Below are 19,581 nucleotides of genomic sequence, written 5' to 3' on the forward strand. Positions count from 1 at the left end.
CCAGTCATTCGAGGCGGGGGTGCGCCCGGTGGGCGCGGGCGTAGTAGTTGGCGGTCCGCTCCATGCGGCCGTTCGCGTCGGGGCCGAGCAGCGCGCCCGACGTGCGGTAGATGAGCTGGACGCGCGCCGTGCCGAACGTGAAGGGGCCGGCGGCGTGCAGCACGTCGAAGACGGCCTCGTCGAGGGCCTCGACGTCGCGCGGGTCGGTGCCGGCGCGGGTGCGCACCTGCACGCCGGTGGTGGTGTCCGTCAGCGCGGGCGACTCGGCCACGGGGTAGGCCGTGAGGACGATGACGCGCTCGGGTTCGGGTGGGGCGGCGGCGATGGTGATTGCGGTCTCGCCCGCGGTGTAGACGCTGGCCGGCCGGTAGGTCCCGACGCCGGCGGCATCGAGGAGGCGGGCGAGACCGTCGAGGAGATCGACGGAGTACCTCATCCGCGCAGCGCCCGCCTCACCTCAGCGGCGACCAGGGCGCGGAAGACAGCGGCCTGCTCGACCGCCGGCCGCTCCAGGTACTTGGCGGTGCGGCCGGGGGAGTGCCGGGCGGTCATGTCCTCATGCACCCGGACGGCGTACGGGGTGTCGAAGGAGACGGCGGCGGCGAGCTGCTGCTCGTCCACGCTCGCGGCGCCGCTCCGTTCCAGGGTGCCCTCGGCGATGGGCACGACCCGGCGCGCCTCGGTAAGGATGTGCTCGGCGCCGAGCAGCAGCCCGCGGGCGGCGGCCTCGCGCACGGCGTCGACGACGGCCTCGCCGTTCCAGTCGAGGCGGGCACGCTGAGGGCTCATTGACACATCACCTCCACCGATGCCGGGACGGGTAGGCCGGGCGCGGAGTGGTCGCCGACGGAGAGCGCGCGCGTGGCGCGGCCGTCAGGCAACGTGACGCGGGAACCGGGCGGGCAGTGCAGCCCGGGGGCGGCGATGATCTGTGCCGTGGCGATGACCTCGCGCCCGTCGGTGTCGGTGAGCTGCCGATGCGTGGCGGCGACCAGCGCGGGTATCCCCTCGACGGCCGGCCCGTAGCGCGGGCCGTGGGCGGAGTCCCCCAGGTAGGGCTCCACGGTGATCCGGTGGCGCAGCAACCACCCCGGTACGCGGGTCACCACGTGGTCACCTCGCCCGGCAACAGCCCGGCGCGGTGCAACGCCCGGTAGGCGCGCGGGGCGAGCTCGACGCCGGCAACCGTGGCCGTGGGCGGCGTGGTGCTGCTGCGCCCGGACAGCGACACGGGCCCGATCGAAACGGAGTCCCACGCTTCGGCCGTCGTGACGCCGTCCGATCCGGTGGCGAGCCACTGCTCGACCTGGGCGCACGTGGCGTCGGCGAGAGCATCGCGCACGCGCGCCCGGGTGGGGTAGCCGGAAGGGTCGGCGGCATAGACCGCGGTCAGCAGCGCACTGTCGATGTCCTCGGACGCGCGCGCCAGCAACCGGCCGGCATCCGGCGGCGGCTGGCCGGTCCACGCGGCGAGCTGCTCGGGCGTGGCGTACACGCGGCCGGCCATGGCTCACCCCCTGCGAGTGCGGGCAGGAGAACGGCCCGCCGGCTTGGTGCCGGGTGGGCCGTCGTCGGTGGCGGTCTTGCGGGTGCCGGGCGGTCCGGTGTCGTCGAGCTGCTCGACGGTGTAGCCGCGGCGGCGGAAGTACAGCAGCGCGCCGGCCGGGGGGTCGTCGATGGTGGCGCGGCCGTCGGTGAACGCAACGCCGGCGACCCTGCCGCGCGCCCCCGGGGTGGGGGAGGTGATCCGATAGCGCATGGCGATCACTGAACCTTGATGTTGCGCAGCACGGCCGCCGCCTTGGTGGCCTTGAGCGCCACGGCCACGGGCCCCATTTCGACCTCGCCCGTTTTCACCGCGCCGGCGGTGGAGAAGTCCGGCAGCCACTGCCGCACGAGCTGCCCGCCGACGGTGGACACCCCGTGGAAGCCGTCCAGCCCCAGCCTGACGGCGTACAGGTCCGACACCCCGGTCACGCTCCCGCCGTCGAGTTCGCGCGCCTCAACGGGGATGACGGGCGCCTCGCTGCCGGCCTTGGCGCCGAGGTCCACGAGCGCGATCCCGTTGTAGCTCTCGACGTTCTGCCCGAACGCATCCTGCGTGCGGTCGTAGTAGCCGGCGCGCCGCGCCAGCGACCGAACCCGGGCGATCGTCTTCTTGTTGCCGAGCAGCGCCGCGGGGGTGCCGTCGAGCAGGCTGAGGAACTCGTCGAGGACGTCGAGCGCGTCGTTTGCCGCGCCGCGGTCATCCCCGAGGGCGGCGCCGGTCCAGTCCAGCGACGAGCCGGCGTTCATCTCGGTCGTTGAGCCGGCCAGCGCCACGTCGAGCCCGTCGAACCCTTCCTCTTCGTTCGGGGTGGTGACGCGCTCGCCGTTGATGACCTGATCGGAGAAGAACGCCCGAGCGCTCTTGATCGTCTGCGTCATCTGGAACGTCGTCTCGTTCGTGGCGGCCGGGCCGAGGGTGGCGAGCACGCGATCGACCTCGAACGCGCCGCCGAGGGGGCCGAGATCGACGGTGTAGCGCTGCCGCTTCGCCTGCTCCTTGGGGTACTCCTCGTTGAACTTGCGGAAGCCGGCGCCCCGCTCGGTCACCAGCCGCGTGTACCCGTAGGTCAGGGTTGCGCCCCCGCCGGCCGGCGATACGCAGTCGTCGAACGTCAGGTTGTCCAGCAACCAACTGCTCTTGCGGAACTCGTCGATGACCTGCATTTCGATGTCGTCGAGGGTGTTCAGCCGGGCATCGGCCAAAGTGATAGCCATGGGCGGATCTCTCCTGATCTGGGGTCAGCCGCTCATACGGGCGGCGATGGCGTCGTGAAGGGTGGCTGGCCTCTTGTCGCCGGCGGGCGGGCCGTTGAACTCCGCGCCGCCGCGCGGCGGCCCGCCGGGGCCGGCGCGGTACAGCTCCGGGTCGCCCTCGACGGCAGCCTTGATGGCATCGCCCAACTGATCGGCGAACGTCGCCGCGGCCGGGTCCAGGCGGGCGAGCTGCTCAACGAACGCCCGGGAGTTGAGCAGCCGGTCGGCGCGCGCCCCCATGCCGGCGGCGGCCTGGTAGGCGGCCAGCTCCACGCGGGCCGTGCGGAGCTGCACCGTCAGGTCGGCAATCTGCGCGTCGCGCTGCTCGACGGCGGCAGCCAGCGCCGCGGGGTCCTGCTCGCCCTCGGCATCAGGGTTGAGCGCCTTCTGCACGGCGTCGAGGGCGGCGCGCAACTGGTCGCGCTCCTCGGCGGTCTCCTCGGCGCGCTGCTCGGCGGCGGCGAGCTTCGGGTCGTTCGGGTCGGCGGCCGGCCGGCCGCCGGTGTCGGTGGCGGTGTTGTTGATCGTGTCCGGGGTCGTCCCGGTGCCGGTCGCGGTGCTGTCTGCGGCGATGGTGTCGTCGGGCATGGCGGTGCCTCCGGTCCGTGTTCGGGCATGAAAACGGCCCGCACCATGGCGGGCCAGTACGGATAGTCGTCAAATGATCTTTGGCAATGGATCGCGATCGAGTGGTGCCTCGTCCATGAAAGAGGGAAGGGAACGGAGTAGGCATGAAGGAGGCGAGCCGCTATGTCGGAAAGCTATCGGACCTTGCTAAGTGGAATTGGCATTTCGTCCTGGGAGGCATTGGACGTACCGGGCACCGACGCCGAACGGGACAGGTGGAGGACAGCGACACGACGATTCGAAGCCGCCGCTTGGTCGGCAGAAGCGGAGCTGAGGCTGTTGCGCGAGAGGCGCCGCACGTGGCGACGGTTGATACCTGGCTCGACCCGTCGCCTTAAAAAGGCTGAGCACCGTTGTCGAGAGGTGACCGAGGCATACAGGCCAGTGTTCGAAGAGATCGAGTCACGGCTGGCTGCTCAGAAACAGGAACGACGGCGCCAGGAAGAGGAACGATGGCGCAGGGAGGAAGAGCGGCGGCGCGAACAAGAGTCCTCGAACGCACCGGATCACTACGATGATCCTTTCCCATCCAGTGATCCATACCCGTCGTCAGATGGCGACGAGAAGCCGCGCGGTACGTCCCACCACAGCAGTTACGGCGTGGGGTTCGGCAGCTTCTGAGCTGTAGTCGCGGGGGGCATCCCGTCGTCGTGGATGGTCGGGGGGTTGGCCTTGATGTAGCCGCGCGTCCAGGCGGCGCGGCGTAGATCCCCGCGCGGATAGGGACACGCCGGGCGGGGCGGCTGGCCGGCGGCGCGGTCCTCGCGGCCGGCGACGTTGCCCTCGGCCAGAGCGCGCACCAGCGGCTCACGCGGACCCATCGCACACCCCCTGTCAGAGCCGGTAGTTCTGCTGGTTCCGGGAGCGGCGCGCGGTCTCCGCCGCGCTGCTGGCCTGCCCGGTTACCTGCTCGGTGAACTCCACCAAGGTAACCCGCGGGTTGTCCTGCCACCACCGTTGCAGTTCCTCGGACGCGCGGGCGTAGGCGATGTGCGCGGGCCCGCTGAACAAGCTCATCGGGTCAACGCCGTCCGCCTCGGCCCGACGCGACAGCAGCTCGCCCCTGAGCTCGTCCTCGGCGGCGAGGTACTGCCGATAGATGTGGTCCTCGTACATCTGGCGTATTTGCGCGCGAGTGTAGGCAGCTTGGGCGGACTGCTGCGCCTCTTCCTGCTCGGCGAGCCGCCGCTCGATCGCGGACATGCCGGCGAACCGGTCGCGCTCGCGCGCTTCCTCCTCCGACAGGGCCCAGTAACCCCACCCGTCCGGGTCGGGCATCGGCGCGAGCTGCTCGTCGAGGGCGGCCCGGTCATCGAGCAGCCCGGCGACCGTGGGCGCGCCCGGCGTGCCGGGCGGCGTCGGCGGCGGGGTGCTCGGCGTGGCGGCCGGCGGCGGGTCGGGCGGGTATCGGCGGTCGAACTCGGCGGCGATCCGCCCGGCCTGGTCCGGCGTCGCGTAGCGCACGGCCCAGCCGAGTACCTCGTCGCCGAGCTCGGCGAGGTTCGCGGCGAGTTGCCCGCCGGGGAACACCTCGGCGAGGAGCTGTCGGCGGTCGGCCTCGGCGGCGATGGCGGCGAGCTCGGCATCGTTGCCGCGGCGGGCGTGCTCGCGGGCGCGTTCGGCGAGCTGGGCGTCGGACATGCCGATCAGGTCGCGCCGGGCGCCGGGCATTCCCGCGTCGAGGTCGCGCCGGTCGAGCTCGGTCATCGCGCGCAGCAACTCGCCGTCGTTCAGGTGCGGGAAGACGGCGGCGAGTTCGTCGTCGCTGAACGGCGTGAGGTCCTCGGCGAGGGCGCCGCCGGGGCGGATGCGGTCAAGCAGCGCGGCCGTATCGCGCCGGTCGGCCTCGCCGGCGATCCGATCCAGGTCGCGTTCGTCGAGGGCGCCGGGGCGGGTGGCGGCGGCGAGGTGCTCGTCGCTCATCTCGCGTAGGGTCTGCGCGTCGCTGGCGCGCACGCGGGCGGCCTGTATCGCCTCGGTCGGCGGGGGCGGCGCGGTCGAGGGGAGGTTGCCGGCGCCGATGCGTTCGCGTTCGCGGCGGCGGATGAGCTCGGGGTGCTCGGCCAGGTGGTCACGCATCTTGCCTTGCCAGTCGCGCACGCGGGCCTCGGCCGCGCGCCGGCCTTCCGGGGTCAGGCTCGCGGCAGCGCGGTTCTTCCATCGCCTGATACCGCGTTCAATCGCGCGTTGCCGTTGAGTGGCTTCGTACCCGTCGGGGTCGCTGCTGTGCTCAACCGGGCGCGTGGTCACCCCGGGCAGATATGCCGACAGGGAGTGCCTACAGTTCGGGTGCTGGAAACCGCGCTGGCGCGCTTCCTCGACGCTGCCGGCGATCCGAACCTCGACCGTGCGGCCGTCCTCGGTCGCGTGCTCGGCCTCGATGGTGCGGGCGCCGCCGGGCCCGTCGAGGGCCAGCACCTCACCCTCGAACGGCCGGCACAGCGGGCATTCGTGCGGCGCGTTGGAGACGATCACCAACGACAAGCCGGCAGCGCGCAGCCGGTCGGCGTGCCCCTCGACCGCGGCCCGCCCGACGGCCGTACGTGTGGCCATCTCGGCATAGCTCGTCATCTGCCACGCGCGGCCGGAAATATCGACGAACGTGCGCAGACCGCGGTCGGCGAACCTGGACATGGCCGCTTGTGTGGCCTGCCGGCGGGTGTCGATGCCGAGCAGCGGCGTTGCGGACGACTCCGCGACCACTTGCCGGTAACCGTCCTCGACTCCTCGCAGGATGCCGCGGTGCGTGGCGGTGACGAGTTGAACCGTCTCCATCGCCAGCCGGTCAACCGCGCGCGTGTTGGGGGTGGTCTCGGCGATGCGCCGGGCGTCGTCGTCGGCCAGGGCGCCGAGCTCGGCGACGCCGGCGCGCGCCCCGGTGTTGAACGCCTCGGCTACGACGTCGAAGACCTCCAGCTCGGTGGCGGTGGCGAGGGCCTCGACGATGCCGGCCGCGGCGCGGCGTAGCGGTGCGATGTCCCGGAGCTTGTTCACCGCCCACCCCGGTGCGTCGAGCCCGTCGGCGAGCTGTCGGGCCACGACGGCGAGCAGGCGCTGCTCGGCGTCGGCGTACAGGGTGGCGACGCCGGCCGACAAGTCCTCGACCATGCCCGGATGAATCGGCATGACCCACCCCCGGCAAAGACGTAATCGCCACAACGACGTCAGGGAAACCTCAGCCGAGGTAACCGGGGCAAAGGAGGAGAAACTACAGCAGTTCGAGCCGTGATCGAATTGAGAAACCGATCACTGCTACCCCGTTGCGCTGGCCTGCAACTACGGGAATCCATCCCTCGAATCGTGCGCTGACCAGCACACGCGCCGTGCAACTCTACATACACACATAGAATTGCGCAAGTCTAGGTGTTTATCCTAGGTGGTCGGAGTTCGGGGTATCGTCCTAGCCATGGCAAACCTGTATAGCGCGGCTGCCTGGGCGGCGCTGCTCTTCGCATTAACCGTCGCAGTCGTTGTTTTCCTATGCTTGGGGCATAGAAGTGAAGAGATTCGCAGGCGCGCCGAGCGGGTATTGCGAATCATTTTCCGCGCGCAGCAATGAGTGAATTCCCGTCACGTCACCCTGCCCCGGCCGCCGCTTCCTCGATCACGCTCGCGACCGCTGACGGGTGCGACACCGGCATGTCGTGAGCGGAGCAGACGGGATAGATCCGGGCGCCCGCGCGCTCTGCCTGGAACTGCTGGGCCGCGGGGACCACAGCACGGTCACGCGTCGCGATCATGGCGAACTTTGGAATGTCGGCGGGTGCCTGGGTCGTTGTCTCCTCGGTGAATACCGCGGTGTTCAACGGCCGCTGCGTGGCGGCGGCCACTGCGGCATCCGACGCTGTGCGGTCGCCGGCGAGCACGCTCCGGTACGACTCCGGGCGCACGTACATGTCGGTGCCGCCCGGATAGTCGGCCGTGTATGTGGTGTCCGGGCCGAGTGTGGTGCCAGGGAACTGGACCTGTAGTTCGTTGATGGTGTCGCCGGTCTGCGGGATGAGGGCGGCCACGTAGACCAGCGCCGCCACCCGGGCCGGATAGCGTGCCGCAAGGCTGCTGATGATGACGCCACCGTAGGAGTGCCCGGCCAGCACGACGGGCCCCTGAACGGTCCGCATGACGCTGTCGAGGTAGGCAACATCGGCGCTGATGCCACGCAGGGGTACGGCAGGAGCGATCACGCGGTATCCGGCACTCTGAAGGCGGCGGGTCACGCCGGCCCATGCCGTGGCGTCCTCGAACGCCCCATGCATCAGGACAATCGTCGGGGCGGAATCCCGCGATTCCCTCTCGGCCCTTTCCCGGGTCGGGGCGTGCGCATGGGCGGCCGTCGTGAGGGTTCCGGCGAGCACGGCCGCAACCGCGAGAGCGGCAATTCTCTTTCGCATGTTCACTTCTCAACTCCAAAAGGGGCGGCGTTGTCATGTCATCTCGGGAGGCGGCGGCCCTTTACGGAAGTGCGTCGGCCTGCATGGGGTCGGGCACCGTGGCGCCGGTTTCCACCTGGATACGCTCGACTTCCTCGGCGACGGCCGTGTCATCCCACTCGGGGTGCAGGAGACGCACGCGCGTTGCGACGCTGGCAGCCTGGGCCTGTGCGAGCAGTGAGAGGGTTTCCGCCGTGGCGCGGGGGTCCTCGCTGACGGCGTCGCCGAACCGGATACGCGGGCGTTCCTCGGCGGCGACGCGGGAGAACCCCAAGACGCGGTCCAGCCGGAGCATGACCTGCAGCATGTCGGCGAGCGCCGGCGACCAGTAACGCGCCTTGACGTCGCGCGTGATCATGCTGCGGCGTTCGCGGGCGGTGACTTCGGTAGCGGTCACGGCCGGCCCGCCCTCGCTGCCGAGTCCGAACGTGGCCGCGGAGTAGCCGGCGGACTCGACCGCCTGCCGCGTGAGCGCCTCGGCCGTGGCCCGGTGCTCCTCCACGCGGATCGCGAACTGGCTCAACGTGATGCCGGCGCCGCCGGTCTCGGTGGGCGGGATGTTGAGCGCCTGCCACACCTCGCGGTCGTCGTCCCACGTGGCGCCGCGGCCGGGGCCGTTGTCCGTGAGGTATCCGGCGGGCACGATCAGCCGGGCGCGGGCGAGGCGGATGTCGCGCAGCCACGATGACCATGTGGTGTCGAGGGCGTCGAACAGATCGTGTGTGCCCTGGTAGTCGCTGCGGCCCAGTGGCGAGCCGCGGCGCTTCCGGTTGGGGCGGATGTTGGGCACGTAGGCGGCGGTGAGTTGATCGATGCCGGTGGTGATGGTGTCGCCGGTGGTGAGGGAGTCGGCGAGCTCGGCGACGTCGGGGTGGTCGGTCAGCGGCACGCGCACGCCGAGGCGGTCGCGGTCGCCCTGGTAGAGCCCGTGCAGGATGGCGCCGGGTTCGTGGCGTTCGAGGTGACGCCATACCGTCGCCGAGTCGCTCGACAGCTCGCGCCAGCACGTCACGGCCGACAAGACGCCGAACCGGAATTCGGGCACGGCGGCATCGGGGTGTACGGACGTCAGCAGCGGGCGCGGCGCGAGCTCGGCGTCCCACGTCACGCGTAGGAACGCCCCACCCAATGCCGCGGCGATCTCGGCGGCTTCCAGCAGCGTGTTTGCCACGCCGCCGGCGTCGGCGAGCTCGTCGAGGCGGGCCTGGGCGCCCGGGTCGGCGACGGTGAACGTCGGGGGTTCGGAGAACAGCAGCGCGGCCGAGGCGTGCGCGATGTCCGCGGGCAACGGGATGTGCAGCCGTTCGTCACGGTGGCCCGGCTGGGGCGGGCGGCGTCCCCACAGCCGGCGGCGTCCGTCCGCGCGGTGCGGCTCGCGTGCGTACGCCTCGGCCAGCCGTCGCCGGTCGCCGGCGTACCAAGCGTCATCACGGCGCATGTCGCGGTACTCGGGTGCGAACGCCGGTGGTGGCCACGGGGTGCCGTTGTCAGGCAGGGGCACGGCTCACCCCCTCGGCGGTATCGGCGGTGGGTGCGGGGATCAGGTGGCGCCACTCGTGTGCGGTGGAGTGGAGGGCGTAGCGCAGTGCGTCGCATGAGTGGTCGTCGCGCTTGAGCGGCCGGTCTTCGCCGGCTTCGCTGGCTTTCGGGTCCCCTGCGTAGCCGGGTAGTTCGTCGAGCAGCCCGGTACAGGAGCGGTGCACGCGCAGCACGCCGGCGCCGAGCGCGGTTGACACGGTGCGGATGCCGTCGAGGACGTCGGAGCGGGCGCGGGCGATGTTGGGGTGTCCGTCGGCCCACAGTTGCGTGATGAAGCTCGCGGCCGAGGGGTCTACGAACGTCCATGCGGGCACGATGTCGAGGGCGTCGAGCCATGCCCGGATACGGGCGCTGTACTGCGCGTCGGTGAGTTGCTGGTGCCTCGTGCGGGAGTCCCAGCGCCATTCGGCCGCGGCGTACAGGTGGTCGTCATCGCCGAGTCCGAGCAGTACGGCCGAGGTGGCGTTGGTGGTGCCGTAGTCGATCCCCAGCCAGTAACGGCGCATCGGTGGGAGGTCGCCGACGACGTGCCGTGCCTCGTCGTACATGTCGTAGACGGCGCCCTCCGCGGCCACCCACGCCCCGTCAATGAACCTCCGGCGCCATAGCCCGACGTACTCGGCGCGCAGCGCGGAAACGTACGCCGGCGAAAGGCTGGGGTTGTCGTCCAGGCGGAAGTGGAACGCGGCCAGGTCGAGCTGCTCGGCGCGGTCGAGGTAGCTCGCCTTGAGCCAGTGCCGCGGGCCGTCGGGGTTCGTGGTCGCCAACACGCGAGCGCCCGGAACAGACAGGCGGGCGAGGAGCTGCACGAAGAACGCCTCGGGCAACAACGTCAGCTCATCCACGTACGCGAGCGACGCCGTGAGCCCGCGCAGCCTGCCCTCCGCCCGCGCATCCGAGGCGCCGATCAGATGGACGGTCCGGCCGAGCACGGTTGCGACCGTGGCGCCGCGGGTGTGGTGCACCTCCTCGGCCACGTCCCCGAACAGAGACGGGTCTTGCAACGGCTCAAGCACGTTGCGCTCGATCGTCTGAAGGCTGCGGCCACAGACGAGCAGCAGCCCGGACGCCGGCGCGCGCCGCACGGCCAGCAGGAACCCAACCAGGGATGCAATGGTTTTGCCGGAACGTACGGCGCCGTGCCACACGGAGATACGCGCGTCGGCCGCCTCGCGAATCGAACGGATCTGCTTCTCGGACAGCGGGGGCGCGGCCGTCATGCTCACCCCTCCCCGCTGGTCTCCTCGCCGTTCGGGCCGAGCAGCGCATCGGCGAGGCGGTCGAGCATCGACGCGCCGCGGCTGCCGTGGCCGGTGCCGCGGGCGAGCTCCGTGACGCGCGCGTGCACCTCCGTGAGCGCGCGGGCGGCCGTGGCGTGGTCGCGCGCATCGCGCGCCGTGTCGGACCCATCGGCGCGGGCGACCTGGGCGAGGGCGGCGTCGAGGGCGTCGGCGGCGAGCTGCTCGCGGCGGGCGGCGGCATCGGCGCGGCGCGCCTCGGTGGCCGGCGCGACGCGCGCGCCGCCCTCGAACCGCAAGCCTTCCTGCGTGGCGATCTTCGACACGCTCGCCGGCGCGCGGCCGATGGCGCGGGCAATGGCGTTGCGGCTCTCGCCGGCGGCGTGCCGGTGGCGCACCTCGGCCCGTTCCGCGGGGGTGATCGGGTCGGCCACGATCTCACCTCCCGGCGGCGGGCATAGCAAGCGCCCCGCGGCCGAGGGGGATTCGGCCGCGGGGCGCGCGGGGGTTGTTCGTCGTGGTGCTCCGGGCACGCCGGAGGCGCCAACCACTTTAGATCACGAAACGGTAACGAGGCAAGTCTCGTTTTGTGGCCTCCCCCATCTCGGTACATACTGCTGAGCGCGGGCGACCGATGCTCAGTACATCGGTCGCCTAGACGCAGGAGTGGTGCTGCATTCGCTTGAGTAGCTCGCAAGTCCATGCAGTACCCAGCAAGAACGAGATTCGCTGTACTGAGCAGGGACTCGGCGTGATCGCCAATGTGGCGGTTGGTCCGAGCCTGCCCCGTCGGATCGACCGCCCCGAGAAGGGGAAGGTGAACGATCCGCATGGAAGCGGTCGGGTGGGCGGTGGCCGTCGTCGCAGTCCTCGCCGGATGCGTCCTCATCCTTGGGTACGTCCTGGATCAGATACCTGCGCTGTCTGACAAGGCAGTGCGCGCGATCCGGGCTCTTCGCCGCTTGCGTGACGCCTGGCGAGAATGAATGCCCTTGCTCCGGAATGCCGTCGGACGCTGCCCATCCTCGCTTGGCCAGAGGATGCACAGCGTCCGACGCCCGTCATACGTCCTGGTCAGAGCGTCGGGCGCTGTCATACGGGTCATACGGGGTGAGGTTCGCCGACTCGATCACGGGGGCGACGTACTCGGGGTAAGCGCCGAGCGCCCATGCGTTGCGGTAGATGGCAGCCACGATGTCAACGGCGTGTCGTACGGCGTCCGACGCCGTCATACCGCACGCCATGAGCACGGCGAGGTCATCGTGTAGTGGCTCGTCAACGCGAACGCTGATGGTCTTGCCGGCGGCCGGCGGCCGGTGGGGTCGGCGCGGGGGCGGGGCTAGGTCGTGTGGTGCGAGTTCGAGACGGGGAGGGGTCCCGTTACGTCCTCTCTACGATCGGCGGCATGGTCTACGTGAAGTTGCCCACGATGAGTCTGGACGGCGAGTGGTCGGTCAGCGACCCCGAACCGCTTGTAGCCGAGCGCCTGTTGTCCGCACTGCCCGCCCCACCCCTGGCGGAGGCCGATCCTCAGACCCGATGGGGGATCGTTTATGACTCGCTACTCACTGCTCAGGACGTGATGCACGACCATATGTCCCTGCTCTTCGGCGACCGAGAGTCCGTCACACAGAAGTCCGGAAGGGTGGAGATGATCAACATGTTCTTCGCCATCGGCCCGGTGCTTCATGCCATCAGGACCTACCGAGGGTTCCAGCAGCACCGCCTACTGCTTGACGCGCGCGCTCGTCAGCGACGTTCGTGGCGAGAACGGTGGCGCGATCGACTTTCGTCTCGGGGTGGCGGCACGGCGAACGAGACCGCAAGTTCCATGTTTTACGAGCAACTTGTCGAGCTGGAGCGAGACGTCGCCGAGCTGCGGCGTCTACTGAGGGAAGCGGCTGGCTAGGGCCTGTCGTTTGGATCTTCGCGGGCCCCTGGCATCCCGCCTGGCTGCGTTGCCGGATCGCGCGAAGATCCAAACGACAGGCCCTAGGGTGAGTCGTAGCCACGGGGGTTGCTCCCGTCTGGTCAGGGCCCGCCCGGCGGTGACGTCGTCGAGGCGGGCCTGCTCTTGTGGTGGTCTACTCGGGCGCGGACAGGGCGGGGCACTCCTGCGTCAGGACCGGGTCGGCGCGCTCGCCGTCGTTGGCGCGCCAGATGGTGACGCGCGCCGTGGTCGCCTCTGCCGTGTCGCCGAGGGCCTCGACGACGACGGGCTCGACCAGGTGCGCGGGGTCCTCGGCCACGTCGTCGCCTCTCTGGTACTCGCGCCAACCGCCGTCGTGCCCCACGTCGAGCACGTCAAGGCGCCACGTGTACCGGCTGTACTCGCGCGCGATGCGGTAGACGTACGACTCGGAAACGCCGAGTTCGTCGGCGATCGTCGAGGCGGGCACCTTGGCCTCGCGGTTGGTGACGATGAGCTCGATGACGCGCGGTTCCCAGCGCTTCCACGCGCGGCGCGCGCGGCCGGCCGCGGCCAAAGCGGTGCGGGGGTCGGCCGCTTCGTGCTCCTCGACGTATGACAAGAGAATGCGGATCGCGGCGGCCACCTCGGGCCCCGGCACGGGGCCGGCGCTCGCGGCCGGCGGGTACGGCTCGTGCGGGGTGTCGGTGCTCATTGTGAGTGCTCCCGGTTCGCTCGGGCCCGCCCCGCGGGGTGCGGGACGGGCGTACGAGGGACGTTAGGCGAAGAGCGCACCCTGCTCGCCGGTATCCTCATCGCCGACGTCGAACAGCGCGGCGGCGGGCGGCTCGGGTGCGCCAGCGATCCAACCGCCGCGCCATGTGCCGTCGGCGCGCTCGCCATCCTCGATGGCCTCGACCGTGCTGGCGTGCTCGGCCTTGGCGGCGTCGCGCTCGTCCTCGGCCGCGCACTCCTCGCACCCGTCGTGCGTCTGCTCCTCGTTCTCGTGGTCCGGGCACATCAGGTCCCACCCGTACAGCGGATCGTCGGCCGGGTGCTCCTCCTCCTCGTTCAGCCGCGCCGCCTCGTTGGCAGCGTCTACGGCGCAGTCAGCCGCGTACACGCACCCCTCGTCGGACCACACGCCGGCGCCCTGGTTGGGCCGCTTGCGGGCGCACGCGGTGACCGGGTCGCCGGACACGTCGGGCCGCGCGTACTGGTCGTGCACGCAACGGTTCTCCGCGAGCTTGCGGTCGGCCATCGGGGTCAGATCGGCAGCCGTGGACGGCTCAGGCGCCGGGGACTGCTCGGCAGCGTCGCCGCCGTCCGGGCGCCACGCGAACACACAGGTAAGGCTCTTGGGCTCAACCGTCCAGCCGGCGCGCTCGAACCGATCCCGCAGAAAGCCGAGCTCGACCGTGTGCGGCTCGCTGTCGGGCCGGGTGTGCAGTCCCCCCTCGATCCAGTACGCCGCAACGCGACCGTTTCCGCGCGGGTCGAGCATGTAGCCGCGCACACTGCGGTCGATGTCGCGCTCGTCGGCGCTCCGGTGGGTGTCGATGTCGTCGGTGAGCCGGGCCGGCTTCACCTCGGCGAGCGCGGCACGGGCGGCGACGACATCCGGGTGCGTGGCGTGCCGGGGCAGGCTGCCCTCGGCCGTGCCCGCGTGCTCCACGATGACCCCTTCGACGATGCGCTGCTCGTCGTCGCGCTGCTTGGCCAGGCAGTACCCACACGTGATGCCGTTCCCGGGCATCGAGTCGTCATCGACCTGATCGCAGACGTCGCACAGGCGGTCAAGGCTCGGGGAGTCGGCGGGGATCAGCCTCTCTTTGCCGTCCGGCTCGTCGTCGAGGCGGTAGACGATGTGGGTGGAGGACCCGACGCCGAACAACGGGCGCTCTTCCCGGGTGGTGACGACTCGCGCACGGCCGAGGGGCACCGAGATGTGCGTACCGGGCTCGAAGGTGGCCGCAACGACGGAGCGCTCGGCGTCGGTGGCGTTCGGCTCGGCCTCGGGCGCGGCGCCCGGGGTGAACCACACCTTCGTGGCGGTGCCACCGAGCCACACCTCGCGGCCGTCGGTCGTGGTGCCGTACCGACCGCCGGCGCGGGTCTCCATGTGCGTGATGGTCATGGTCTCGTCGCCGGGGGTGCCCTGCCGGCCCAGCGGGTTGCCGTTACGGGTGTGGATGCGGAACGGCGTGGCGGCACCCTTCAACGTCCGCCACTCGGGCCGCTGCTCCTCGGCCGGCCCCTGCTCGTCGGCCGGCGTGGTGGTCTGCTCGGTGTCGGAAGCCTCGACGCTCTCGGCGCGGGCGGCGAGCTTCTCGCACCGCTCGCACAGGCTCGCCTGAGGCAGCTTGCGAACCTCCTCGGCAGTCAGCAGCGGTTCCCCGTTGCGGCGGCCATCGACCGGCCGGATACGGCGGTTGCACATGCCGCGCGGCTCACTGCTGCCGCTGAACCCGTGAAACAGCCGCTCATTGCTGTTGGTGTTCGACCAGATGCGGTCACTCATGGGGGTTGCTCCCTTTCGATTGGGCCGGGTGACGTCCGGCGCTGCCAACCGTACAAGAAACTGAACCTAGTACACAAGTCGATCGAGAGTTCTCCTTGCATTTCCGAGTTGACTTGCACGCAGGAAGTGAACTAGGTACAGTAAAGGTGTTCGGCCGGACGTCACCCGGCACCACCCCCCAGCCAAGGGAGCAACCCCCATGACCACCACCGCCACCATCACCCGCAACGGGGTTCCCTACGCCGCCACCGGCACCTGCGGCGCCACCTGGCGCACCATCCGCGTTGCTGGTGGCACCGCCTCTGAGTTCGGCCACAAGCCGTGCGGCGCCCCCGCCGCTTTCCAGGGCACGGTTACTATGTGCTTGCCGGGCAATCGCCCGTCTTGGTACACAACTCGTCTTGCCCGAGATTTGTGGTTGATACCCGAGGCACGATCAACGACCTTGAAGGACCGCAGGCTCAGATCCTCATAAATAAAGCCGCAGGCGATGGATTCCGGGACGACGTCGCAGCCTTCCTGAGGGAACGCGGGAGGACGGTCGTTACCGATGGAGAGAATAGGGGTGCCCTCACGTTTTCGACTCCTCACGGCCCGCGGACCTTCGACATAGGGGTCTGGGACAAGGACGGGAACCTCCTAGGCTACGTGGAGGCGAAGACAGGTGGGTCTCCGTACAATGCTGCTCAGCAAGCGAAGGATGCCTGGCTGCAGCAGCAGTACGGATTCAACATCGCCGTGATTCGCAGTGTGGGATAGCGAGGAGTGTCGTGACGTACAACATCAACTTCTACTGCGCCGCTGGCGGGATAAGTCCTGATGAAGCGATTGATCTCCTGGTGGACAGCTTCAACACCCAGAGTCGTCCTGTGTTCACGGATGACAGGTCCTCTGGGCAGGAGTGGACTTCGGTGTCGCTGGGATCGACTGAATCAGCAGCAGTGGCCGGGGGTACGCGAATTGAGTTCCATTCCAGCCCCTCTATCGTGCGACACTCGGTTTCCCAGGTAGCGGCAGAGGATATTTCCGGGCGTATCAATGAAACGGACTCTCTGTTGATTATCACGCTCTCGGGTGATGGGATTGATTTGCCCGTGGTGCAGGTCGTATGGGAGTCGGCGACTTCGCTGTGGAATGCCATTCCGCACGATGATGCGTCTGGATTCGAGGTGGCGCAGGCGGAATTCGGTTAACCGGGCTGCGGATGACGTCGTCACGCGGAAGTGGCTCTGATGGGTTTCGAATTGCGTGGGGAGCGTGAGGTATTCGACTGCAACGTTAGCGGACGGTGGCTGCGGAAGCAGGGTGTCCAGGCCCTCGGGACTGGGCTGCGGTAGACTGCACGAGCTCGGGGAGGACGCCAATTTCCCGGATGAAGATCCGGCGGTCTGCGGCCAGGGCTTCGGCGTAGTCGCGCGACGTCCGGTTCGTGATCACTTGAGGCCGAGGAGAGCGAGGGGGCGGCGGGGGTCGCGGGCGTTGCGGCGGAGTCCGGCCGCGATGTTCTTCACTCCGGCTGTGCGGAGGGATCCGATGGCGAGGTTGCGCCAGGTGGCCATCGCGCGGGGCGCGTTGCCGGTCCGTGGTTGGGAGGCGTCTTCGGCGAAGGTGGTGTCGCGGACGTGGTGCAGGGCCTCGATCTTCCAGTGGTCGCGGATGAGTTCGGCGAGCTGGGTTGCGGTGGCCTGCTCGGCGGTCAGGCTGGTGACGGCGTAGACCGTTTTGACGGTGGTCCTGCCGGTCTTGCGGTCGGTGCGCCGGCGCTTGATCTGGATGGCCTGGCGGGCTCCGGGAAAGAGGAGGCTGTTCACGGTGGCGGCCTTGATCCGGCGGATCTCCGAGCGGCCGTGGCCGGTTCCTCGGCTGCGTCCCTGAAGCGGGATGTCCTTCCAGGGAAGGGCCTTGAGCTGTCGGCGCAGCTTCTTCTGGTTGCCCTTGACGATCACGATGTAGTGGGCACCGCGGCCGAGGAGGTAGGCGGCGTGCCCGTGTTGGGTGTGCATGGCGTCGCTGGTGACGACGGTCCCAACCAGGTCGGCGACGGTGTCCAGCAACGGCTGGAAGCAGGTGATCTCGTTCGTCTTCTCGCCGACGTCCAACTGGCCCAGGACCAGGCCAGTGGCGTGTTCCAGTGCGGCGAGCAGGTGGATCTTGCGGCCGTTCGCTTTTGCGGCGCCGCGCAGGCTCTTGCCGTCCACTGCGAGGCCGCGTAGCCCGGCCGCCTTCGGGCGGCGGTCGGCGAGCCAGCGTCCGACCGCCCGGTCCAGCGCGTCGCCGTCGATGCGGGCCAGCAGTCGGCGAACCGTGGTCTCGGCGGGCAGGACTCGCCTGGGCAGCAGCGGATCGGGATCCGCACCGACCTGTTCCAGCACATACCCGGGGGCATCGGCGATCCACTCGCCGACCGCCAGCAGCGAGGTCGCTCCGGCCAGCACCGCGCACGCGGTGAGAGCGAGCACGACGGCCAAGCGGTGACGCACCCCGCGTGGGTCACGCGGGTCCGGTACCTCGGCCAGCCGCTCCAGCAGGCCCGGGACTTCCTGCGACGCGACCTCGGGATGCTCCCGGAGTTGGTCAAGGGCAGGCGGAATCAGCGATGATGCGTCGGCAGGCACGGTCTTCCACTCGGATCACGGGACGTAGAGAACTCCATGATCTTGGAAGCCCGTGCCTGTCACGTTCCGGGAGCACCGCTGAGCTGGCAGTTCACCACGAACCGGGCGTCACGCGACTAGTAGAGTGTCGCCGCTAAAGTTCGGGGTATAGGTGGCGGAGTCGGGTCCTTGCGTCGCTGGTGGTGAAGTGCCAGTTGACCTGGCGTTGATCGTCGTTGGTGGCTTGCTGCCAGGCCGCGAGTTCGACGTTGAGGACGTCAAGATCGGCGATGCGGCGGTCAAGGCATTGCCGGGTGAGCGCGGCGAGTTCGATCTCGGCGATGTTGAGCCAGGAGCCGTGCTTGGGGGTGTGGTGGATCTCCAGACGGGCGGCCAGTTCGCGGGCCTTGGCAGGCTTGAACGTCTCGTAGAGCGAGCCGATGGTGTGGGTGTTGAGGTTGTCCATGACCAGCACCACCTTCTCCGCGTCGGGATAGTCGCAGGTCAGCAGCTGGTCGACTTCCTCGGCCCAGTCCAGGCGGGTTCGTTGTCGGCGGGCGTTGACGCGGCGGTGGTCGGCCAGTGGCTCGACCCACACGAAGATCGAGCAGGTCCCACCACGCACGTACTCGGAGTCCTCCTTCAGGTCACGCCCCGGAGCGGCGGGGATGGGGTCGCGGGCGTGATCGAGGAGTTGGTAGGGCTTCTCGTCCATGCAGACCACCGGAACGGCGGGATCGTAGGGGCGAACGTAGACGTCGAGGACGTCTTCCATCCGTGCGACGAACTCGCCGTTTGCCTTGGCGGGGATGGTCCAGCACTTCTTCAGATGAGGACGAAGCGCCGTTTTTCAAAGATCCTCCCGATGGTCGAGTGGTCCAGATCCGGCATGTCGTCCATCAGCGCGACCTGCTTCTCCAGCAGTCGCAGCGACCATCGCGACCTGCCTGCCGGGGGCGTAGAGCATCCCAGCGCGATCAGCCTGGCCTCGACCTCGCCGGTCACGATCGGCTCGACCGGCGGCGTGGACCGCTTCTTACGCCGGATCGTGGCCCCGACATCGCCATCATGCCCGATATATGCCCTGGCCACGTTCGTGATCGTCTGCGGGTCGACTCCGACCCTCTCGGCGACCGCGCGCCGGCCCGGCGGCTCACCGACGCTCTCGTCCAACTCCAGCAGGATCCGCGAGCGCCGTACCTCCTGCGCCGGATGCGCGCCGGTCCGCACGATCCGGGTCAGCCATTCACGATCGTCAGCACTCAATCTCACCGACGGCAAACTCGACCGCGCCATGACACGCCCCCTGGCGGCAGATAGGAGGAAGACCGCCACGAACGGTCTACCACAACAACGATATTTAGCAGCGACACTCTACTAGGAGCGTGTCTCAGTAACGGGCAACTGAGCGGGTGGTCGTGATCGGCGGGATCGCTCGTGGTCGCCGGCCGGTGTCTCGCGGCGTTCGGTGGCCGGTCCTGCCGGTCCGGGAATCGGCCTGGGTAGGGCCGGTGTCCGCGCCGGTCAGGCGATCACCGCGGCGAGTCAGCGGTTCCGGCGTGCCGGAAGGCTTTGCGGAAGTTGTGGCAGGCGGCCAGCAGCCGCCACTCTCCTCGGGCTCCGTCCTCGCTGCGCAGGAGAAGCTGACGGCCGTTGTGGCAGGTCATGATCTGTCCGAAGACGGGTTCGACGATGGCCTTGCGGCCTGCGTTCCGCGTAATTCAGCGGCCTGGAGGGGTGAATCTGGGGTCTGACCTGCGTGGACATGGGTGAGGGCGTCTGAGAGGCGTTTCTCTAGGCGCTGGTGTTCGTGCTGGTCAGCGGGGTGTGGGTTCGAGCGCGATGATCTGCTTCGGGGTGGGGACGTCGAGCTTGGCCAGCAGGTCCTTCTGGGGCTTGGTGAGGGCGGTGACCTGCCGGA

The 19,581-nt window shown here is 69.6% G+C and carries 21 protein-coding genes and 1 pseudogene; 3 read left to right on the forward strand and 19 right to left on the reverse strand.

The window, feature by feature from the left end:
- Positions 1-4: 4 nt before the first annotated feature.
- From RM590_RS29880 to RM590_RS29940, 13 genes are all read right to left on the reverse strand, one after another.
- Complete coding sequence (locus RM590_RS29880) at positions 5-436, reverse strand: minor capsid protein (RefSeq protein WP_311707876.1); 432 nt, start codon at positions 434-436, stop codon at positions 5-7.
- Positions 433-789, reverse strand: coding sequence for a hypothetical protein (locus tag RM590_RS29885; RefSeq protein ID WP_311707877.1), 357 nt, complete (start codon positions 787-789; stop codon positions 433-435). Before RM590_RS29885 ends, RM590_RS29880 begins: the two co-directional genes overlap by 4 nt.
- Complete coding sequence (locus RM590_RS29890) at positions 786-1,109, reverse strand: hypothetical protein (protein WP_311707878.1); 324 nt, start codon at positions 1,107-1,109, stop codon at positions 786-788. The genes RM590_RS29885 and RM590_RS29890 overlap by 4 nt, the downstream gene beginning before the upstream one ends.
- Entirely contained in the window at positions 1,103-1,507 is a 405-nt protein-coding gene (locus RM590_RS29895; protein WP_311707879.1) for a hypothetical protein, read from the reverse strand. The genes RM590_RS29890 and RM590_RS29895 overlap by 7 nt, the downstream gene beginning before the upstream one ends.
- Positions 1,508-1,510: 3 nt before the next feature.
- Positions 1,511-1,759 carry a hypothetical protein gene (locus RM590_RS29900; RefSeq protein ID WP_311707880.1) on the reverse strand — a complete coding sequence of 83 codons (249 nt, stop codon included), beginning with the start codon at positions 1,757-1,759 and terminating at the stop codon, positions 1,511-1,513.
- 5 nt (positions 1,760-1,764) lie between these two features.
- A complete protein-coding gene (locus RM590_RS29905; RefSeq protein WP_311707881.1) occupies positions 1,765-2,763 on the reverse strand; it encodes a major capsid protein in 999 nt (332 codons plus the stop codon).
- Between the two features lie 24 nt (positions 2,764-2,787).
- Positions 2,788-3,390: a hypothetical protein gene (locus RM590_RS29910; protein WP_311707882.1), complete on the reverse strand. Its 603-nt coding sequence runs from the start codon at positions 3,388-3,390 to the stop codon at positions 2,788-2,790.
- A 632-nt stretch (positions 3,391-4,022) separates the two neighbouring features.
- A complete protein-coding gene (locus RM590_RS29915) occupies positions 4,023-4,250 on the reverse strand; it encodes an Rmf/CrpP fold protein (RefSeq protein ID WP_311707883.1) in 228 nt (75 codons plus the stop codon).
- A gap of 13 nt (positions 4,251-4,263) precedes the next feature.
- A complete protein-coding gene (locus RM590_RS29920) occupies positions 4,264-6,555 on the reverse strand; it encodes a phage minor capsid protein (protein ID WP_311707884.1) in 2,292 nt (763 codons plus the stop codon).
- A 449-nt stretch (positions 6,556-7,004) separates the two neighbouring features.
- Positions 7,005-7,820, reverse strand: a complete 816-nt coding sequence (locus tag RM590_RS29925) for an alpha/beta fold hydrolase (protein ID WP_311707885.1) — start codon at positions 7,818-7,820, stop codon at positions 7,005-7,007.
- A gap of 61 nt (positions 7,821-7,881) precedes the next feature.
- Positions 7,882-9,360 carry a phage portal protein gene (locus RM590_RS29930; protein WP_311707886.1) on the reverse strand — a complete coding sequence of 493 codons (1,479 nt, stop codon included), beginning with the start codon at positions 9,358-9,360 and terminating at the stop codon, positions 7,882-7,884.
- A complete protein-coding gene (locus RM590_RS29935) occupies positions 9,347-10,618 on the reverse strand; it encodes a PBSX family phage terminase large subunit (protein WP_311707887.1) in 1,272 nt (423 codons plus the stop codon). The genes RM590_RS29930 and RM590_RS29935 overlap by 14 nt, the downstream gene beginning before the upstream one ends.
- Positions 10,619-10,620: 2 nt before the next feature.
- Positions 10,621-11,070 (reverse strand): helix-turn-helix domain-containing protein, encoded by a 450-nt coding sequence (locus RM590_RS29940; protein WP_311707888.1) that lies wholly within the window; start codon positions 11,068-11,070, stop codon positions 10,621-10,623.
- Positions 11,071-12,041: 971 nt separating this feature from the next.
- On the opposite strand from RM590_RS29940, the gene RM590_RS29945 reads away from it, so the two are divergent.
- A complete protein-coding gene (locus RM590_RS29945) occupies positions 12,042-12,545 on the forward strand; it encodes a hypothetical protein (RefSeq protein ID WP_311707889.1) in 504 nt (167 codons plus the stop codon).
- 175 nt (positions 12,546-12,720) lie between these two features.
- Here the strand turns inward: RM590_RS29945 and RM590_RS29950 are convergent, their stop codons facing one another.
- Both RM590_RS29950 and RM590_RS29955 read right to left on the reverse strand, forming a co-directional pair.
- Positions 12,721-13,260, reverse strand: a complete 540-nt coding sequence (locus RM590_RS29950) for a helix-turn-helix domain-containing protein (protein WP_311707890.1) — start codon at positions 13,258-13,260, stop codon at positions 12,721-12,723.
- Between the two features lie 63 nt (positions 13,261-13,323).
- Positions 13,324-15,066 (reverse strand): hypothetical protein, encoded by a 1,743-nt coding sequence (locus RM590_RS29955; protein WP_311707891.1) that lies wholly within the window; start codon positions 15,064-15,066, stop codon positions 13,324-13,326.
- Positions 15,067-15,480: 414 nt separating this feature from the next.
- Between RM590_RS29955 and RM590_RS29960 the strand changes: the two genes are divergently transcribed.
- Both RM590_RS29960 and RM590_RS29965 read left to right on the forward strand, forming a co-directional pair.
- Positions 15,481-15,825 (forward strand): hypothetical protein, encoded by a 345-nt coding sequence (locus RM590_RS29960; RefSeq protein WP_311707892.1) that lies wholly within the window; start codon positions 15,481-15,483, stop codon positions 15,823-15,825.
- Between the two features lie 11 nt (positions 15,826-15,836).
- On the forward strand, positions 15,837-16,259 hold the full coding sequence (locus tag RM590_RS29965; protein ID WP_311707893.1) for a hypothetical protein: 423 nt from the start codon (positions 15,837-15,839) through the stop codon (positions 16,257-16,259).
- 240 nt (positions 16,260-16,499) lie between these two features.
- On the opposite strand, the gene RM590_RS29970 is transcribed toward RM590_RS29965, so the two are convergent.
- The 4 genes and pseudogenes from RM590_RS29970 to RM590_RS29985 form a co-directional block, all read right to left on the reverse strand.
- Positions 16,500-17,681 (reverse strand): ISAs1 family transposase, encoded by a 1,182-nt coding sequence (locus RM590_RS29970; protein WP_311707894.1) that lies wholly within the window; start codon positions 17,679-17,681, stop codon positions 16,500-16,502.
- Between the two features lie 133 nt (positions 17,682-17,814).
- On the reverse strand, positions 17,815-18,489 hold the full coding sequence (locus tag RM590_RS29975) for an IS630 family transposase (RefSeq protein WP_311707904.1): 675 nt from the start codon (positions 18,487-18,489) through the stop codon (positions 17,815-17,817).
- Positions 18,486-18,956: a helix-turn-helix domain-containing protein gene (locus RM590_RS29980; RefSeq protein WP_311707895.1), complete on the reverse strand. Its 471-nt coding sequence runs from the start codon at positions 18,954-18,956 to the stop codon at positions 18,486-18,488. Before RM590_RS29980 ends, RM590_RS29975 begins: the two co-directional genes overlap by 4 nt.
- A 228-nt stretch (positions 18,957-19,184) precedes the next feature.
- A pseudogene (locus tag RM590_RS29985) lies at positions 19,185-19,363 on the reverse strand (transposase); the annotation flags it as partial.
- Between the last annotated feature and the right edge of the window lie 218 nt (positions 19,364-19,581).

Source organism: Streptomyces litchfieldiae (genome assembly GCF_031845365.1).
In the GTDB taxonomy this organism is placed as follows: Bacteria; Actinomycetota; Actinomycetes; order Streptomycetales; family Streptomycetaceae; genus Streptomyces; species Streptomyces litchfieldiae.

Coding starts and splice junctions, on each gene's coding strand:
- RM590_RS29880 (WP_311707876.1), bottom strand. CDS start 436: ATGAGGTACTCCGTCGATCTCCTCGACGGTCTCGCCCGCCTCCTCGAT.
- RM590_RS29885 (WP_311707877.1), bottom strand. CDS start 789: ATGAGCCCTCAGCGTGCCCGCCTCGACTGGAACGGCGAGGCCGTCGTC.
- RM590_RS29895 (WP_311707879.1), bottom strand. CDS start 1,507: ATGGCCGGCCGCGTGTACGCCACGCCCGAGCAGCTCGCCGCGTGGACC.
- RM590_RS29900 (WP_311707880.1), bottom strand. CDS start 1,759: ATGCGCTATCGGATCACCTCCCCCACCCCGGGGGCGCGCGGCAGGGTC.
- RM590_RS29905 (WP_311707881.1), bottom strand. CDS start 2,763: ATGGCTATCACTTTGGCCGATGCCCGGCTGAACACCCTCGACGACATC.
- RM590_RS29910 (WP_311707882.1), bottom strand. CDS start 3,390: ATGCCCGACGACACCATCGCCGCAGACAGCACCGCGACCGGCACCGGG.
- RM590_RS29915 (WP_311707883.1), bottom strand. CDS start 4,250: ATGGGTCCGCGTGAGCCGCTGGTGCGCGCTCTGGCCGAGGGCAACGTC.
- RM590_RS29920 (WP_311707884.1), bottom strand. CDS start 6,555: ATGCCGATTCATCCGGGCATGGTCGAGGACTTGTCGGCCGGCGTCGCC.
- RM590_RS29925 (WP_311707885.1), bottom strand. CDS start 7,820: ATGCGAAAGAGAATTGCCGCTCTCGCGGTTGCGGCCGTGCTCGCCGGA.
- RM590_RS29935 (WP_311707887.1), bottom strand. CDS start 10,618: ATGACGGCCGCGCCCCCGCTGTCCGAGAAGCAGATCCGTTCGATTCGC.
- RM590_RS29945 (WP_311707889.1), top strand. CDS start 12,042: ATGGTCTACGTGAAGTTGCCCACGATGAGTCTGGACGGCGAGTGGTCG.
- RM590_RS29950 (WP_311707890.1), bottom strand. CDS start 13,260: ATGAGCACCGACACCCCGCACGAGCCGTACCCGCCGGCCGCGAGCGCC.
- RM590_RS29955 (WP_311707891.1), bottom strand. CDS start 15,066: ATGAGTGACCGCATCTGGTCGAACACCAACAGCAATGAGCGGCTGTTT.
- RM590_RS29980 (WP_311707895.1), bottom strand. CDS start 18,956: ATGGCGCGGTCGAGTTTGCCGTCGGTGAGATTGAGTGCTGACGATCGT.